The organism is Shimia sp., assembly GCF_022448905.1.
Taxonomy (GTDB): Bacteria; Pseudomonadota; Alphaproteobacteria; order Rhodobacterales; family Rhodobacteraceae; genus Shimia.
Genome location: NZ_JAKVCW010000010.1, coordinates 48,212 through 64,150 on the forward strand (window position 1 = coordinate 48,212; position 15,939 = coordinate 64,150).

The window sequence follows — 15,939 nt, forward strand, 5'->3', positions numbered from 1 at the left end:
CATGAAAGACATGACCAATCTCGACACCTATGAAGTGGGCTATGACATTCCGGCCAAGCCGGGCATGGACGCCGCAGACATTCAAACCCCGGCCTTGGTGCTGGACCTTGATGCGCTGGAGCGCAACATCAAGAAGATGGGCGATTACGCCAAGGCCCACGGCATGCGCCATCGCGTGCATGGCAAGATGCACAAATCCGTAGATGTGGCCAAGCTGCAGGAAAAACTTGGTGGTGCCGTAGGCGTCTGCTGTCAGAAGGTCTCGGAGGCCGAAGTCTTTGCCCGTGGCGGCATTAAGGACATTCTGGTTTCCAACCAGGTGCGTGACCCGGCGAAAATCGACCGCCTGGCCCGTCTGCCCAAATTTGGCAGCCGCACGATTGTCTGCGTGGATGACGTTGCCAATGTGGCGGACCTCTCTGCTGCGGCCGTGCTGCATGGCACGGAGCTGGAGATCTTTGTCGAAATCGATTGTGGCGCGGGCCGCTGTGGTGTGACCACCACCGAAGCCGTGGTGGAGATTGCCAAGGTTGTTGAAGCGGCGGACAACCTCAAGTTCACCGGTATTCAGGCCTATCAGGGCGCAATGCAGCACATGGACAGCTACGAGGACCGCAAGGCCAAGCTCGACGTGGCGATTGCCCAAGTGCAGGACGCTGTGGACGGCCTTAAAGCCGAGGGTATTTCCTGCGAATTGGTCTCCGGCGGCGGCACTGGCTCCTATTACTTTGAGAGCAACTCCGGCGTGTACAACGAGCTGCAATGTGGCTCCTACGCCTTCATGGACGCAGACTACGGCCGCATCCTGGACAAAGACGGCAACCGCATCGACCAAGGCGAGTGGGAAAATGCCTTCTTCATCCTGACCAGCGTGATGAGCCATGCCAAAGCGGACAAAGCCATCGTGGACGCAGGTCTGAAAGCGCAGTCTGTCGACAGCGGCCTGCCAGTGATTTTTGGTCGCGACGATGTGGAATACATCAAATGCTCAGACGAGCACGGCGTGGTCATGGACCCAACCGGCGTGCTGAAGGTCAATGACAAGCTCAAGCTGGTGCCGGGCCACTGTGACCCAACCGCCAATGTGCACGACTGGTACGTCGGCGTGCGCGACGGCAAAGTTGAATGCGTCTGGCCTGTGTCGGCCCGCGGCCGTGCCTACTGATCTTCGATAAAAAACCACCTCCGGCGTATGGGGCGCCGGACTTGTGCCCACGTGCTGTCTTACCCTTCCGGCATTGCACGTGGGCACGCAAATTCTAACGTGAGAGCACCATGCTGATAGTACCTGAACGCGAAATTGCCGACCTGATGACCCGCGAGGCGGCGTTTGATGCGGTTGAAAAAGTTTTTGCCGCCATGGCCGCGCGCGATGCGTATAACTTCCCGGTGGTGCGCGAAGCCATTGGCCACGAAGACGCGTTGTATGGGTTCAAAGGCGGCTTTGATCAGGCGGGGCTGACGCTGGGCCTGAAGGCGGGCGGCTACTGGCCCAACAACCTGGAAAAGCGCGGCCTGATCAACCACCAGTCCACCGTGTTCCTGTTTGATCCGGACACTGGCAAGGCCAAAGCCATGGTGGGCGGCAATCTGTTGACCGCGCTGCGCACCGCTGCCGCGTCGTCCGTTTCGATCAAACATTTGGCCCGCGAAGATGCCAAGGTCATCGGCATGATTGGCGCAGGGCATCAGGCCACCTTCCAACTGCGCGCCGCCTTGGAGCAGCGCCAGTTTGAGAAAGTTATCGGCTGGAACTACCACCCGGACATGCTGCCAAACATTGAAAAAGTCGCCACCGAAGCTGGCTTGCCATTTGAGGCCGTGGAACTGGACGGTATGAAACAGGCTGACGTGATCATCTCGATCACCTCCGCCTTTGCCCCCTCCTTGATGGCGGATCATGTCTCCCCCGGCACGCACATCGCCTGCATGGGCACCGACACCAAAGGCAAACAGGAGGTCGAAAGCGCGCTTTTGGCGAAAGCCTCTGTCTTCACCGACGAGGTGGCGCAATCGATCACCATCGGCGAGGCGCAGCACGCGGTGGCCGAAGGGCTGATTGAAGTCAGTGATGTGGCCGAAGTCGGCGCGGTGATCAACGGCACCAACCCGGGCCGCACCTCGGCAGAGCAGATCACCCTGTTTGATGGCACCGGCGTTGGCTTGCAGGATCTTGCGGTGGCCGCGGCCGTCGTCGATCTGGCTGTCGAAAAAGGCATCGCCATCGAGGTCGATTTCTAAGTTCCTCTAACCGCTTGGAAACACACGCCTCCGTTGCTTCTTGGCTGCGGAGGCGCTTTGTTTTTGGCGTTTGCTGCTCCCAACCTTACGCGACGTTTTATTCAAAAATCCATTGAAAGTATCTCCCGATTTGCGCCGTTTTGCGCCGTAGTCACAGCCGGTAAAACCAAGGCCACACGCGCGCGATACCCGCGCGAAAGGGGAGGCCAGATGGCACATTGCTTGGATAGGACGGCTCAGAAAGACAGCGCCCACGCGCGGTCTGATGTCGATCTGTCCCAGTCTCCCTCACGCACCCAATACCGCGACGGCCTGTCTGTCGCGCCCTTGATCTGCCCCTCGTGGGCAGGCGGTAGCCGCACACTGCGGCCTGCTGGGATCGCCGCGCACCGCGTGGCTGAAGTGGCCCCAGCGCTGACCTCTGAAACTGCCGCAACTCCCCAACTTCGGGGCACTGGACCGCATATCGCAGCCCAGTGAGTTCACGCCAAGAGATGTCGCCTAGAGGAGAGGGCGGCATCCCTTCGGTTAGCAAATGGAGGTCCCACATGAGGGATGGTAGCTATACCTACAAGCTGTTTGATCGCAGCGATTTTAGTGCCTTTTGGGCGCTGTTCACCGACAATTTGATCAACCTGATGGTGCTGGCTGGCGTCTGTCAGTTTGTGTTCCAGATGCCTGCCGAGATTGTCTATGGCCGCATCGTGCCGGGCGCGGCCGTGGCCATTCTGGCCGGGATCGCCGTCTATGTGGGCTTGGCCAAACGCGCCGCCGCCCAACATGGCCGTGACGTGACCGCGCTGCCCTACGGCATCTCGACCCCGGTGATGTTTGTCTATCTGTTTGGCGTGATTGGCCCGATTTACTGGTCCACCAATGACCCAATGCTGGCCTGGCAGGTCGGTATCGGCGCTGGCTTCATGGGCGGCATCGTCGCTGCGCTGGGCGCGGTGATTGGCCCATGGCTAAAACGTGTGACCCCGCGCGCCGGTATGCTGGGCACGCTTTGCGGCATCGCGCTGGTGTTCATCGGCACCGTGCCCCTAGCGACCGTGTTTGAAAACCCATTCATCGGCTTTGCCTCGATGATCATCATCCTCTGGGGCCTCGTGGGCCGCTTCCGCCTGCCATATAACATCCCCGCCGGTCTGCTCGCGCTGATTGTCGGCACCGTGGTGGCCTTTGGCATTGGCGAAGCCAAGCTCAGCCTGGATGGCGTCGGCTTCTACCCACCTCTGCCCTATATCGGTGACCTGCTCGCAGGCATCCAGTATCTGTTTGCCAACCCGGAACTGTTCCTCGTGCTGGTGCCGGTGCAGATCTACAACTTCATCGAGACCATGAACAACGTGGAAAGCGCCGAAGCGGCGGGCGACCATTACCCTGTGGCCACCTGTCAGATCACCGATGGCGTGGGCACCATGGTGGGCGCGGTCTTTGGCTCGCCTTTCCCAACCACCGCCTACATCGGCCATCCGGCTTATAAGCGCATGGGTGCACATGCCGGCTACATCATTGGGGTCGGCGCGGTGATCCCGCTGGCGGCCTTCTTTGGTCTGTTGGCCTTCCTCAACAACCTGATCCCGACCGCAGCCGCGGCCCCGGTGCTGGTGTTTGTTGCGCTCAGCCTGATCACCAACACCGCGCATTCGGTGAAAACCGACCACATGGCCGCTGTGACCATCGCGATGATGCCACATGTCTCGGCTTTCCTGATGGTGAAATGGGGCTCACTGATGGGCGCATTGGGGGCCGTGGGTGTGGCAGGTCTGCCAAATCTTGGTGACGAGGCCTTGACCGCCGCGCTGTTGCAGCAAGGCGCGCATTTCGAAGGCCACCTGGCCCTCTCGCAAGGCGCCATCTTGACCGGTCTGATCTGGGGGGCCATTGTCGCCAGCGTCATTGATGGCCGCTTCCGCAATGCTGGTGGCTTTGCTCTGGCCGCCGCCGTGATGTCCGCTCTGGGCATCATCCATGGCGCCAGCCTGCACATGCCGGAACTCTCCGGTGTGACCTCCGGCTACCTGATCGCGGCCGCCTTCCTCTACATCTACCCGCTGTTTCACAAAGAGGATGACCTCGTGAACGAAAACGCGGTGGTGGACGAGGCTCCGGCACCCGCCGAATAACGTCCACTTCCCCGGACGCCCTTGTGCGGGCCAGCCTTGTCCTTCGGCGGCCCGCACCTTTTCATTCCTCCACATTGGACCCGACCATGTCACACACAGAGACTCAAACGCTCCTGCGGGGCCGTATTCTGGATTTCCACGCCGCCCCAACAGATGAGATGGACACCGACGCCTATACCTACATCAAGGACGGCGCGATCCTAATCGAAGATGGCAAGATCAAAGCCACCGGTGTCTATCAAGACATTGCTGCGCGAGCGCCACAAGCCACGGTCAAAGACCACCGCCCAAATCTGCTGCTGCCCGGTTTCATCGACACCCATGTACATTTCCCGCAGGTGCAGGTGATTGCCTCCTGGGGAGAGCAGCTTCTGGATTGGCTGAACAACTACACCTTCCCCGAAGAAACCCGCTTTGAAGACCCTAATCACAGCACGGCGATGGCGGGCCATTTCTACGACCTGCTGACCAGCCATGGCACCACCACGGCAGTGTCTTACTGCTCGGTGCACACCGCGTCCGTGGAGGCCTATTTTGCCGAGGCCGAACGGCGCAATATGTGCATGATTGGTGGCAAGGTCATGATGGATCGCAACGCGCCGGATGCGCTGCGCGACACGCCACAATCCAGCTATGACGACAGCAAAAAGATGATTGCCAGGTGGCACGGCAAGGGCCGTGCGCACTACGCCATCACCCCGCGCTTTGCGATCACCTCAACGCCAGAGCAGATGCAGATGGCGCAGGCTTTGGTGGCGGAACACCCGGAGTGTTTTGTGCAGACCCACCTGAGCGAAAACCACGACGAAATTGCCTTCACCAAAGAGCTCTACCCAGATGCGCCGGACTATCTTGGTGTCTATGAAGGCTACGGTCTGCTGACGCCCAAAACCTTGCTAGGACACTCTATCCACCTGACCCCACGCGAGATTGACGTGCTGGCCGAAACGCAGGCGAAACCGGTGTTCTGCCCAACCTCTAACCTCTTCTTGGGCAGCGGTCTGTTTGACGACGGCGGGCTGCGCGCCCGCGGCATTCAGAACGCCATCGCCACCGACATCGGGGCAGGGACCAGCTACTCTATGCTGCAAACCCTCAACGAGGGCTACAAAATTCTGCAATTGCAGAAGCAGAAACTGCACCCGCTGCGCGCCTTTGACTGGATCACCCGTGGCAACGCCGAGGTGCTGGGCCTGTCGGACAAGATCGGCACGCTGGCGGTAGGTTCGGATGCGGATGTGGTGGTGTTGGATTCCCACGCGACCCACGCCATGGACCTGCGCATGCAGCGCGCGGAAAGCCTGTCCGAAGAGCTGTTCATCCTGCAAACATTGGGCGATGATCGTGCTGTGTCAGAGACCTATGTCGCTGGCGTGGCACAGAAAAACGGCGCGGCGACCATTGCAAACAAGCCAGCTCCAGCGCCGGTTCTCAAGTCCGCCTGATTTCCGAAAACTCTGTCAGCTGGTTCCAATCGGGTCAGCTGACAAACAACCGCGCCAGAAACACCGCGCTCATGCCGTAGCCGATCACGACCACGATCCAGCGCACCACGGAAGCCGGAATGGCCTTGGCGACAAAAGCCCCGCTGTAGCCACCTAAGACCGCAAACGCCATCATCAGCACCGCCATCGGCCAAACCACCAGACCTGCCACTGCAAAGGTGACCACCGAAATGGCGGACAGGGCAAACGACAGCCCGTTTTTCACTCCGTTCATCAGGTGAATGTCGCGCCAGCCCCACATGGCAAACAGCGCCAACAACACAATGCCCAAACCGCCGTTGAAATAGCCGCCGTAAACGCTCACCGAAAACAGCCCCACAGCGCCTTCCGGCTTGAACCATTTGGCCTTTTGCTGTGACCAGACCTGCAGTTTTGCGCCGAGCAAAAACGCCGTGGTGGCAAACATCAGCAGAAACGGCACCACATAGGAAAACACCTCGTTGGAGGACACCAGCAATAACAACGACCCCGCCAATCCGCCCGCCAGCGTGATGGCGGTGAGCCGGATCATCTGAGCGCGTGACAGGGTTTTGAGTTCTGACAGAAACCCAATGGCCCCGCCCAGATAGCCGGGGAACACCGACACCGCGCTGGTGGCATTGGCCGCCACCGGCGGCACCCCGGCCCAGACCAGCGCCGGGAAGGTCAAGAACGTCCCGCCCCCCGCAATGGTGTTGACAACGCCAGCGCCAAATCCGGCCAAAGCCAGCACACAGAGTTCCAGGATCGTCATCGGGGTCTTTCTTTATCAAATTGGGTCTGGCGGTCCGCGCACCGTAAGGCGCATTGCTGGATATGCCAGATAATCGCGCTTGTTTTTCAAGAAAAAGCGGAAAGTGCATCGTCTCAGACAGGCTTTGCCTCCAACGCCCCAACCAGACTAAAACCAATACAAACAATCAGGAGACACATCCATGACCGGCTATCTGACCACCCATGTTCTGGACACCGCCCGTGGCTGCCCTGCTGAGGGCCTGAAAATTGATCTCTACCGGATCGAGGGCGAGACCCGCACCAAACTCAAATCCTTGGTCACCAATGATGACGGCCGCACCGACGAGCAAATCCTGCCCGCCGCAGAATTTGCCACCGGTGAATATGAGCTGATCTTCCACGCCGGGGCCTATCTGGACGCCTGCGGCACCCCGCCGGAAGAGCCACGTTTCCTTGATGTGGTGCCGATCCGCTTTGGCATGTCGGAAGCCTCGCACTACCACGTGCCGCTGCTGCTCTCCCCGTTTGGTTACTCCACATATCGCGGCAGCTAAGGCTCTCGAAAAAAACAGTTTTGCAAAGGCGCGCTCCGGTTTCGGACGCGCCTTTATTCTATGCGACCTGAACTAACATGGCGGGTTTTTATTGTTCTGAATTTTTTGATACTGCTTGGCATTTAGAGGGAATTACGAACAAAGGCCCGGTCGCGTAGACTGTACCAAATACGAATCTAGGGGAGACCGCCATGTACGATATGGCAATTTTGTGGGACTGGATCGCGTTCTCGGTGCGCTGGCTACACGTCATCACCGCCATGGCTTGGATTGGCGCGTCGTTCTATTTCATCGCATTGGATCTGATGCTGAAACCGGCCAAACACCTGCCCGAAGGTGCTTATGGTGAAGAATGGGAAGTGCACGGCGGCGGCTTCTATCACACCGTAAAATACCTCGTGGCCCCGTCTGAGATGCCGGAGCACCTGACCTGGCACAAATGGCAGAGCTACACCACATGGCTCTCTGGCGCGGCGCTGTTGATGATTGTCTACTGGGTCGGCGGTGAGCTCTTCTTGCTGGACCCAACCAAAGCAGACCTGAGCCTGTTCCAGGGCATCCTGATCTCCGGCGGCTCCTTGACTATTGGTTGGCTAGCCTATGATTTTATGTGCAAATCCAAGCTCAGCGAGCAGCCAACCCTGCTGATGCTGCTGCTGTTTGCCATCCTCGTGGTGATGTCCTGGGGCTACAACCAGATCTTCACCGGCCGTGCCGCGCTGCTGCACCTGGGGGCCTTCACCGCCACCATAATGACCGCAAACGTGTTCTTCCAGATCATGCCGAACCAGCGCATTGTGGTGGACGATTTGAAAAACGGCCGCACGCCGGATGCCAAATACGGCAAGATCGCCAAGGTGCGGTCCACCCACAACAACTACCTGACCCTGCCGGTGGTGTTCCTGATGCTGTCCAACCACTACCCGCTGGCCTTCGCCACTGAGTACGCTTGGATCATCGCCAGCCTGATCTTCTTGACCGGCGTCACCATCCGCCACTACTTCAACACCATGCATCGTACTGGCAAAGGCCCGCTCTGGACCTGGCTGATCACCGCGCTGCTGATGGTGGCCATCGCCTGGCTCTCCACTGCGCAAACTGGCGAAACCTACGAGGAATCCGAAGCCCGCGAACTGACCGCGTATGAGCAAAAGTTTGCCTCGGCAGAGGCCTTTGAGGAAGCATACTACGCTGTGCTCGGCAACTGTTCTATGTGCCATGCGCGTGAGCCCTCGTGGGAGGGGTTGCACTGGGCTCCCAAGGGGGTGGTGCTGGAAACCGAGGCCGATGTGGCGCGCCATGCCGAGCAGATCTATCTGCAAGCGGGCCGCACCCACGCCATGCCACCGCCCAACGCGATCGAGATGGATCAGGAAAGCCGTGATTTGATCGTCGCCTGGATCAAGGAGGTTCGTAACGGCGGGTGAGGTCAGACGAATGTATCGGGTAGAAATGGGCGCGCTGTGCGCCCTTTTTTGTGTGAAACGCTATCGGTTTGTTACGGTCGAGCAAGGGGACGGGAAGTCAATGACGTGACCATAGTCGCTTGGCTTTAAGCTCACGCCGACCATCACAAATTCGATTGTGTCCCGGTCGCCAGCCATTGGGAGGTAGAGTTCGGATGTGCTGCGAAAAGATGTGAGCGGACCGGTGTAGGGCAAAGCAATGTGGAGCGGCAGCGGATCTGTCGCAGCCAGCACAAAAGCCCCCCACATTTTTGAGCCGGGTCCTTTGCCGGGGTGGTCGGACAGCTTTGTTCCGGTAAAGACCTTACTCAGCGTCTTTTTGAGTTTGCTGCGTACATAGAGTCCTTTGAAGTCAATTGGTTCCCCGGTGCGGGAGCGCAGTACTTCGTAAATCGATAAGATGCCTGGTTGGGTTTGCGGACATGGCAATCCGATGTTCTTGAGCCGCGGCATTGCAGCACCCAGGGCCGCATCGCGCCAGATGAAATACAGTTGTTTCAGCTCGGGTTCGAGCCTTGCAACCGAGAAGTTGGAGCCTGTCATGTGCTGTGTGGTCTCTTTTTGGTGGTCCTTTTTCTGTCACGCGAACGATGCGCCCTCCCAAAACCCCGGACGCACGCGAGGAATCCCCTTCCTGCGTTGATGTAGCGTAGCACAAAAATGCATCACGCGGACTTTGGAGCGAAATCACATCCGCAACTCTTTGTGAACATTGAGAAAAGGAGGCGGCGAGACCAGCTTACACTGGTCAGTGCTCATAAGTGGCGACCCCTGAAGGACTCGAACCCTCAACCTGCTGATTAGAAGTCAGCTGCTCTATCCAGTTGAGCTAAGGGGCCATCGCCAAACGGCCAGCAGGTCGCCCTGCGCCGTCACCTTTCTAATAGCCGCGCCAGCTTGTCAACGGCGCGGGAAGGAAAAGTGGAAAACCAGTGCCGCAGGCCCTCTTATCCCGGCAACACTTCGGTGCCTTTGCTGGCGCAGACCTCGGCCAATGTGTCAGGGATTTCATCCGTGTAGAGCCGGGCGACGTCGGCAAAATCCAAGATCTTCGCCGGGGCGTTGCGTTGGAACTTGGAGTGATCCGCCAAGAGCCAGGTTTCCCGCGCACCAGCCAGAGCGGCGTGGGACACAGCAATCTCGTCGATGTCAAAATCATAGGCCACGCCGGTCTCCGACACCGCAGAACAGCCGAGGATGGCATAGTCAAAGGCAAAGTCGCGCACCATGCGCGCCGCCACAGGACCTACCAGTCCGCCGTCTTCCGCGCGGGGGCGCCCACCGGTCAAAAGCACGTTGCACCGCGCGTTGCCGGACAAAATCCGCGCCACATTGAGGTTGTTGGTCACCACCAATAACCCATCGTGGCCCAGCAATGCGCTGGCCAGTGCCTCGGTGCTGGTGCCGATGTTTATGAACAGAGCGGAGCCATTGGGGATGTCCGCCGCACAGCGGGCCGCCATCGCTGCCTTGGCATCCGCGTTCACGCGCCCGCGTTCTTCATAAGCAATGTTGCGCACACCGGAGGGCAAAACCGCACCACCATGTACCCGCTCCAGCCGCCCGGCATTGGCCATTTCATTGAGGTCGCGGCGAATGGTCTGCACGGTCACATCAAAATGCGCCGCCAGACCTTCGACGGTAACTTTGCCCTCGCTGCGGGCGATTTCGAGGATTTCTCTCTCGCGAAAACTGCTCAGCATGTTCGTTACTTTTCGTTTGTGCTCCCCCTCAGTGGCAGGCGGATGGCACGTTTTCAACGAAAATTATCCATACCACGCGGAATTTCCTTGACCGAATGCGCGTTTTGGGTTCGTAAAGGTGCGAAAATGTTCGAAGGTGTTCTTATGGAAGCGCAAACAGAAAATCCGGTGGATCTTTTTGTCATTGGTGGCGGTATCAACGGCTGTGGCATCGCGCGGGACGCGGCCGGGCGGGGGCTCTCGGTGGAGCTGGCCGAAATGAACGATCTGGCCTGGGCCACATCCTCGGCCTCGACCAAGCTGTTCCACGGTGGTCTGCGGTACCTCGAGTATTTCGAAGTCCGTTTGGTGCGTGAGGCGCTGATTGAGCGCGAAACCCTGCTGCGCGCCATGCCCCACATCAGCTGGCCGATGCGCTTTGTGCTGCCGATGCACAAGGACATGCGCTTTGAAAACGACACGCCGACCTCCAAACTTCTAAGCTTGGTCATGCCGTGGATGAAAGGCCGTCGTCCCAGCTGGCTGATCCGCATGGGGCTTTTCATGTATGACCACCTCGGTGGCCGCAAAATCCTGCCCGGCACCCGCACGGTGGATCTGACAATCGACGAAGCAGGCGCACCGCTGCAGGAGAAGTTTGTGAAAGCCTTTGAATACTCCGACTGTTGGGTCGAGGACAGCCGTCTTGTGGTGTTAAACGCCCGGGATGCAGAGGCGCGTGGGGCCACCATCCGCACCCGCACCAAGGTGATCTCCGCGCAACGTGGCGACAACTTCTGGCACATCGAGATGGAGGACGTCGACACCGGCGCGCGTCGCACCATCCGTGCCAAGGCGCTGGTCAATGCGGGTGGCCCCTGGGTGGCCGATGTCATTCGCGGCGTGATCCAGCAGAATTCCTCCGCTGGCGTGCGTTTGGTACGCGGCAGCCACATTGTCACCAAACGCCTGTTTGACCACGACCGCTGCTACTTCTTCCAAGGCAGCGACGGCCGCATCATCTTTGCCATTCCCTATCAGGAAGACTTCACCCTCATCGGCACCACCGATCAGGAACACACCCACGCCGACGTGGCCCCAACCTGCACCGATGAAGAGGCGCAGTACCTCTGCGACTTCGCGTCTAACTACTTCAAGAAGCCGGTCACCATGGAAGACATCGTCTGGCGCTACTCTGGTGTGCGCCCACTCTATGACGATGGAGCATCTTCGGCACAGGCAGCCACCCGTGACTACGTCTTGAAACTGGACGAAAGCGGCGCCCCGGTGCTCAACATCTTTGGCGGCAAGATCACCACCTACCGCAAGCTGGCCGAAGCGGCGATGGAAAAGCTTACGCCATTCTTCCCAGAGGCCGCAGCCCCCTGGACTGCGGGCGTAGCGATGCCCGGCGGGGACTTTGAAGTGCATCAGGTGGGTGACAAGATTGCCGAGTTGCAACGCGACTACCCCTTCCTGACCGATGCCTGGGCCAAGCGTTTGATCCGTGCCTACGGCACCGAAGCGCCTGAGATGCTCGGAGCCGCAAAATCTGCTGCTGATTTGGGCGCAGACTTTGGCGCAACCCTGACCGCCGTCGAGGTCGACTGGCTCATGGCGAAGGAATACGCGCGCGCCGCTGCCGATGTGGTTTGGCGCCGCTCCAAGCTCGGTCTACGCCTCAACGCGCAGCAAATTGCTGCCATCGACAGCTATATGGCTGCGGCGCGGCAAAAAGCCTCCGCCTGAGGCCCAACCGAGAATTGATCTTTGCGCCTCATCGGCCTATACGAAGCCCGCACGATGCTGTTGTGCGGGCTTTTGAGTCTGCGCGAGGGCGGAGGAGAACCATTCGGATTTTGTCAGGTCATCCCGACCTGATCCCGCAAGTCACAGAACACCCCTGACGCAAAAAAGGTAGTGAGAAACATGGCTGATAAAAAATCGCCCGACATATTGTATACCATTGTAGACGAAGCGCCTGAGCTGGCCTCCGCCTCCTTCCTGCCGATCATTCGCAAGTTTGTTTCCGCCGCTGGTATCACCGTTGGCACCCCGGACATTTCCCTTGCCGGTCGCATCATCGCCACCTTCCCGGAAAACCTGACCGACGATCAGCGTCAGTCTGACGATCTGGCCGCGCTGGGCGAACTGGTGAAGACCCCAGACGCCAACGTCATCAAGCTGCCAAACATTTCCGCTTCCGTGCCACAGCTGGTTGCGGCCATCGAAGAGCTGCAAGGGCAGGGCTACAACATCCCGTCTTACCCGGAAGACCCGCAGTCTGACGAAGAAAAAGCCATCCGCGCACGTTACGACGGCATCAAAGGCTCCGCCGTGAACCCGGTGCTGCGCGAAGGCAACTCTGACCGCCGCTCCGCCCGTGCGGTGAAGAACTTCGCCCAAAACAACCCACACTCCATGGGCGCATGGGAAGGCACGTCGAAGACCAAAGTGTCTTCCATGCCGGGCAACGACTTCTACGCAAACGAAGTTTCCGCCACCATCTCCGCCGAACAGGAGGGTGACGCGAAGATCGAATTTGTCGCCAAAGACGGCGCCGTGACCGTGCTCAAAGACAGCTACCCGCTGGAAGAAGGCACTGTGGCTGACGCGACCTTCATGTCCGCTTCTGCACTGGGCAGCTTCCTTGCAGACGCGATTGAAGACACCAAATCTGACGGCACCATGTTCTCCCTGCACATGAAAGCCACCATGATGAAGGTCTCCGACCCCATCATCTTCGGCCACGCGGTGAAAGCATGGCTCGGCCCAGTTTGGGACGCACACGGCGAAGCCATCGCAGCCGCTGGCGGCTCCCCGAACTCCGGTCTGGGTGCGGTTCTGGCCGCGATCGATACTCTGGACAACGCCGACGCCATCAAAGCCGAGATCGCCGCGCTGGACCGTCCGTCCATGTACATGGTCGACTCGGACCGCGGCATCACCAACCTGCACGTGCCCTCCGATGTGATCATCGACGCCTCCATGCCGGCTGTGATCCGCGCAGGCGGCAAAGGCTGGGACGAAGCGGGCAACAAGGGTGACACCAACTGTGTGATCCCAGATCGCTGCTACGCGTCCGTCTATGATGAAACCATCAACTTCTTCAAAGCCAACGGCGCGCTCGACGTGACCACCGCAGGTTCCGTGGCCAACGTGGGTCTGATGGCGCAGAAGGCTGAAGAGTACGGCTCTCACCCAACCACGTTTGAAGCCCCAGCAGCGGGTTCCATCCGCATCGTTCTGGAAAACGGCGACGTGCTGCACTCCCACGATGTAGAGACAGGCGACATCTGGCGCTCCTGCACCGTGAAGAAAGCCCCAATCGAGAACTGGATCGAGCTGGCGATGGACCGTCAGCGCCTGACCGGGTCCGAGGCGATCTTCTGGCTGGACGCAAACCGCGCCCATGATGCCGAGCTGATCAAATACGTGACTCCGGCGCTCGAGGCGGCTGGCAAAGCCGACCTGTTTCAGATCATGGCGCCTCGCGAAGCCACCGCGCAGTCGCTGAAAACCATCACCGCAGGCAACGACAGCATCGCCATCACCGGCAACGTGCTGCGTGATTACCTGACCGACCTCTTCCCGATCCTCGAGCTGGGCACCTCTGCCAAAATGCTCTCCATCGTGAAGCTGATGAAAGGTGGCGGCCTGTTTGAAACCGGCGCTGGTGGTTCGGCGCCAAAGCACGTGCAGCAACTGGTCGAAGAAAACCACCTGCGCTGGGACTCCATGGGTGAGTTCTGTGCCCTTGGTGAAAGCCTGAACTTCCTCGCGGACGTCAAAGGCAACGCCAAAGCCGGTATTCTGGGTGTCGCTGCCGAAGCCGCGACCCAAGGCATTCTGGACGACAACCGTTCGCCATCGCGCAAAGTCGGCCAGCCGGACAACCGCGACAGCCACTACTGGTTCGCCCGCTACTGGGCCGACGCGCTGGCAGCACAGTCTGACGACGCCGATCTCGCAGCGGAATTCGCAGGCGTGGCCAAAGCCTTGGCAGACGGCGAAGAGGCTATCCTGGCCGAACTCGCAGCGGCCCAAGGCCCAGCAGCCGACATCGGCGGCTACTTCCGCCCATCGGTGGAGCTGAAAGCCAAAGTCATGCGCCCAAGCGCCACCCTGAACGCGATCATCGGCTAAGGCCGACGCGTTAGGTTGACACAAGGAAGCCGCCCTGAAAGGGGCGGCTTTCTTATGCGCTTTGTCATCTCCGTATGGACTTCCTGATCTGCAAGTGCATCCTTGCCCTACTCAGGCCATTGGCCCCAAGCGGAGTATCGAGTTGCGTCACCTCTTGAGCGGCATTCCTTATTTGGTTGTTTTTCCGGTGCTGGTCTTTGCCGCGACCGGTGTCCTCACTCTAATGTTGATGAAGTTTGATGTCGCGATGCAGGATGCCCTGTTGTCCCCGATGTGGTTGCCCATTCTCGCGGTCTTATCCTTCGGCTTGTTTTTCGGCTGTTGGCGGTGGTGTCTGGAATGGGTGAAGCTTACGAAGCGCTTTTGATGCGCCTCAACAGGGCCAGCGCCCGACTGCGGGTGTGCGCACCGAATCCGCAACCTGTCGCTTAATCCCAGCCAAACGCATCCAAGGTTTCACCCTGTCACGACACGCACAAAAGCGCACGCCCATCTGGTCGGTCGTACGCTGGCTGGGCGGGACACGCCTCTCTTCCAATCCCCCAACATTCCCTCTATGAAACACTATAACACCCCCCATCAGGACCCCACGCCCATGACCACGCTCACCATCGACCCGCAACGCCTCAAAACCGTGCGCAAGGCGCGTAAGCTGGGCCGTCCGAAACTCGCGAAACTGATAAACCTCACCGAGCGCCAGCTGACCAAGCTGGAAACCGCCAAAACCGCGACTCTGCCGGAACCCGCCGTCCTACGCCTCGCCACAGCACTGCAAATCCCGACGCAGGCCCTCACAGGCGAGCTACCCCTGATTGAAGACGACCTCAAACCTGTGCAACACACCTGCACCAGCGGCTGTTGCGGGTAATCTCAAGCATCAAAATCGCTTTGCGCGCGTGACAGGGACATCTCCAGAGTCCTTAGATTCTCGCCCCCACCAAAATATCTCGCACAATGCGCCATTGTCGCCTCTGCTGAATACTTTGACGGGAATTCTGAAGGCGGATTGTGTCGGCGCTACCATGTTTGTTCTGTAACCATTGTGCGAGAACAGACATGAAACAAATAAGAGACTACTGCCGCCGGCATTCCTGGTGTGGCGACCTCAAAGTCGCTGCTGTGTTTCTGGGACTTGCCGCACTCGCCGCACTCATCGTGCTGCAAACCGTGCCGTCAACTTGATCGGCAATTGACACCAAAGCAAAAGGGGCGTTCTGTGCGCCCCTTCGCCTTTTGAGGCGGTGCATTAGCTTGCGATAGTCCTTCGCCACTACTGCAACTTCCGGTTCTGGGGAGAGGGCCGCGTGCATTCCCATGTCGCAAAATTCCGAAAACCGTCATGATCTTCAAAACATGTCCGGCGTGGCCGCTTGCTGCAAGTCAGGCATGAAGGCAGGCACTATCGAGCAGGACCTTACTTGGGACAACTAAAAGCCTTTTGCGACAAACACGCGTGGTGTCGTGGCGTCCTGTTGGCCGCCCTGTTTTTCGGCATCGCTTAC

The 15,939-nt window shown here is 59.2% G+C and carries 14 protein-coding genes and 1 tRNA gene; 11 read left to right on the forward strand and 4 right to left on the reverse strand.

Features of this window, described 5'->3' with window-relative positions; all coding sequences use genetic code 11:
* Nucleotide 1: 1 nt before the first annotated feature.
* From bhcC to guaD, 4 genes are all read left to right on the forward strand, one after another.
* Nucleotides 2-1,165: a 3-hydroxy-D-aspartate aldolase BhcC gene (bhcC, locus tag MK208_RS13285; protein WP_294117260.1), complete on the forward strand. Its 1,164-nt coding sequence runs from the start codon at nt 2-4 to the stop codon at nt 1,163-1,165.
* 110 nt (nt 1,166-1,275) lie between these two features.
* Nucleotides 1,276-2,241 carry an iminosuccinate reductase BhcD gene (gene bhcD / locus MK208_RS13290; protein ID WP_294117262.1) on the forward strand — a complete coding sequence of 322 codons (966 nt, stop codon included), beginning with the start codon at nt 1,276-1,278 and terminating at the stop codon, nt 2,239-2,241.
* Nucleotides 2,242-2,789: 548 nt separating this feature from the next.
* The gene (locus tag MK208_RS13295; RefSeq protein ID WP_294117265.1) at nt 2,790-4,370 is read left to right on the forward strand and encodes a xanthine/uracil/vitamin C permease; all 1,581 of its coding nucleotides are present in this window, start codon (nt 2,790-2,792) and stop codon (nt 4,368-4,370) included.
* 86 nt (nt 4,371-4,456) lie between these two features.
* Nucleotides 4,457-5,815 (forward strand): guanine deaminase, encoded by a 1,359-nt coding sequence (guaD, locus tag MK208_RS13300; protein ID WP_294117268.1) that lies wholly within the window; start codon nt 4,457-4,459, stop codon nt 5,813-5,815.
* A 34-nt stretch (nt 5,816-5,849) separates the two neighbouring features.
* Here guaD and MK208_RS13305 read toward each other — a convergent pair whose 3' ends face one another.
* On the reverse strand, nt 5,850-6,608 hold the full coding sequence (locus MK208_RS13305) for a sulfite exporter TauE/SafE family protein (protein ID WP_294117271.1): 759 nt from the start codon (nt 6,606-6,608) through the stop codon (nt 5,850-5,852).
* A 181-nt stretch (nt 6,609-6,789) separates the two neighbouring features.
* Here MK208_RS13305 and uraH point away from each other — a divergent pair, with 181 nt between their 5' ends.
* Complete coding sequence (gene uraH / locus MK208_RS13310; protein WP_294117273.1) at nt 6,790-7,143, forward strand: hydroxyisourate hydrolase; 354 nt, start codon at nt 6,790-6,792, stop codon at nt 7,141-7,143.
* 191 nt (nt 7,144-7,334) lie between these two features.
* Nucleotides 7,335-8,570: a urate hydroxylase PuuD gene (locus MK208_RS13315; RefSeq protein WP_294117274.1), complete on the forward strand. Its 1,236-nt coding sequence runs from the start codon at nt 7,335-7,337 to the stop codon at nt 8,568-8,570.
* A 60-nt stretch (nt 8,571-8,630) separates the two neighbouring features.
* On the opposite strand, the gene MK208_RS13320 is transcribed toward MK208_RS13315, so the two are convergent.
* The 3 genes from MK208_RS13320 to MK208_RS13330 form a co-directional block, all read right to left on the reverse strand.
* A complete protein-coding gene (locus tag MK208_RS13320; protein WP_294117277.1) occupies nt 8,631-9,152 on the reverse strand; it encodes a hypothetical protein in 522 nt (173 codons plus the stop codon).
* Nucleotides 9,153-9,371: 219 nt separating this feature from the next.
* Nucleotides 9,372-9,448, reverse strand: a tRNA-Arg gene (locus tag MK208_RS13325).
* Nucleotides 9,449-9,556: 108 nt separating this feature from the next.
* On the reverse strand, nt 9,557-10,312 hold the full coding sequence (locus MK208_RS13330; protein WP_294117279.1) for a DeoR/GlpR family DNA-binding transcription regulator: 756 nt from the start codon (nt 10,310-10,312) through the stop codon (nt 9,557-9,559).
* A gap of 144 nt (nt 10,313-10,456) precedes the next feature.
* Between MK208_RS13330 and glpD the strand changes: the two genes are divergently transcribed.
* The 5 genes from glpD (at nt 10,457) to MK208_RS13355 (ending at nt 15,619) form a co-directional block, all read left to right on the forward strand.
* Nucleotides 10,457-12,040 (forward strand): glycerol-3-phosphate dehydrogenase, encoded by a 1,584-nt coding sequence (glpD, locus tag MK208_RS13335; protein ID WP_294117282.1) that lies wholly within the window; start codon nt 10,457-10,459, stop codon nt 12,038-12,040.
* A 180-nt stretch (nt 12,041-12,220) separates the two neighbouring features.
* Nucleotides 12,221-14,437 carry an NADP-dependent isocitrate dehydrogenase gene (locus MK208_RS13340; RefSeq protein WP_294117284.1) on the forward strand — a complete coding sequence of 739 codons (2,217 nt, stop codon included), beginning with the start codon at nt 12,221-12,223 and terminating at the stop codon, nt 14,435-14,437.
* A gap of 154 nt (nt 14,438-14,591) precedes the next feature.
* A complete protein-coding gene (locus MK208_RS13345) occupies nt 14,592-14,804 on the forward strand; it encodes a hypothetical protein (RefSeq protein WP_294117286.1) in 213 nt (70 codons plus the stop codon).
* A gap of 228 nt (nt 14,805-15,032) precedes the next feature.
* Entirely contained in the window at nt 15,033-15,305 is a 273-nt protein-coding gene (locus tag MK208_RS13350) for a helix-turn-helix transcriptional regulator (protein WP_294117288.1), read from the forward strand.
* A 188-nt stretch (nt 15,306-15,493) separates the two neighbouring features.
* Entirely contained in the window at nt 15,494-15,619 is a 126-nt protein-coding gene (locus MK208_RS13355; protein ID WP_294117290.1) for a hypothetical protein, read from the forward strand.
* Nucleotides 15,620-15,939: the final 320 nt, after the last annotated feature.

Excerpts from the sequence above, each read along its gene's own strand:
- uraH (WP_294117273.1), top strand. The coding sequence starts at position 6,790 with ATGACCGGCTATCTGACCACCCATGTTCTGGACACCGCCCGTGGCTGC.
- MK208_RS13295 (WP_294117265.1), top strand. The coding sequence starts at position 2,790 with ATGAGGGATGGTAGCTATACCTACAAGCTGTTTGATCGCAGCGATTTT.
- MK208_RS13320 (WP_294117277.1), bottom strand. The coding sequence starts at position 9,152 with ATGACAGGCTCCAACTTCTCGGTTGCAAGGCTCGAACCCGAGCTGAAA.
- MK208_RS13305 (WP_294117271.1), bottom strand. The coding sequence starts at position 6,608 with ATGACGATCCTGGAACTCTGTGTGCTGGCTTTGGCCGGATTTGGCGCT.
- MK208_RS13350 (WP_294117288.1), top strand. The coding sequence starts at position 15,033 with ATGACCACGCTCACCATCGACCCGCAACGCCTCAAAACCGTGCGCAAG.
- MK208_RS13330 (WP_294117279.1), bottom strand. The coding sequence starts at position 10,312 with ATGCTGAGCAGTTTTCGCGAGAGAGAAATCCTCGAAATCGCCCGCAGC.
- MK208_RS13315 (WP_294117274.1), top strand. The coding sequence starts at position 7,335 with ATGTACGATATGGCAATTTTGTGGGACTGGATCGCGTTCTCGGTGCGC.
- MK208_RS13355 (WP_294117290.1), top strand. The coding sequence starts at position 15,494 with ATGAAACAAATAAGAGACTACTGCCGCCGGCATTCCTGGTGTGGCGAC.
- MK208_RS13340 (WP_294117284.1), top strand. The coding sequence starts at position 12,221 with ATGGCTGATAAAAAATCGCCCGACATATTGTATACCATTGTAGACGAA.
- bhcD (WP_294117262.1), top strand. The coding sequence starts at position 1,276 with ATGCTGATAGTACCTGAACGCGAAATTGCCGACCTGATGACCCGCGAG.
- bhcC (WP_294117260.1), top strand. The coding sequence starts at position 2 with ATGAAAGACATGACCAATCTCGACACCTATGAAGTGGGCTATGACATT.
- glpD (WP_294117282.1), top strand. The coding sequence starts at position 10,457 with ATGGAAGCGCAAACAGAAAATCCGGTGGATCTTTTTGTCATTGGTGGC.
- guaD (WP_294117268.1), top strand. The coding sequence starts at position 4,457 with ATGTCACACACAGAGACTCAAACGCTCCTGCGGGGCCGTATTCTGGAT.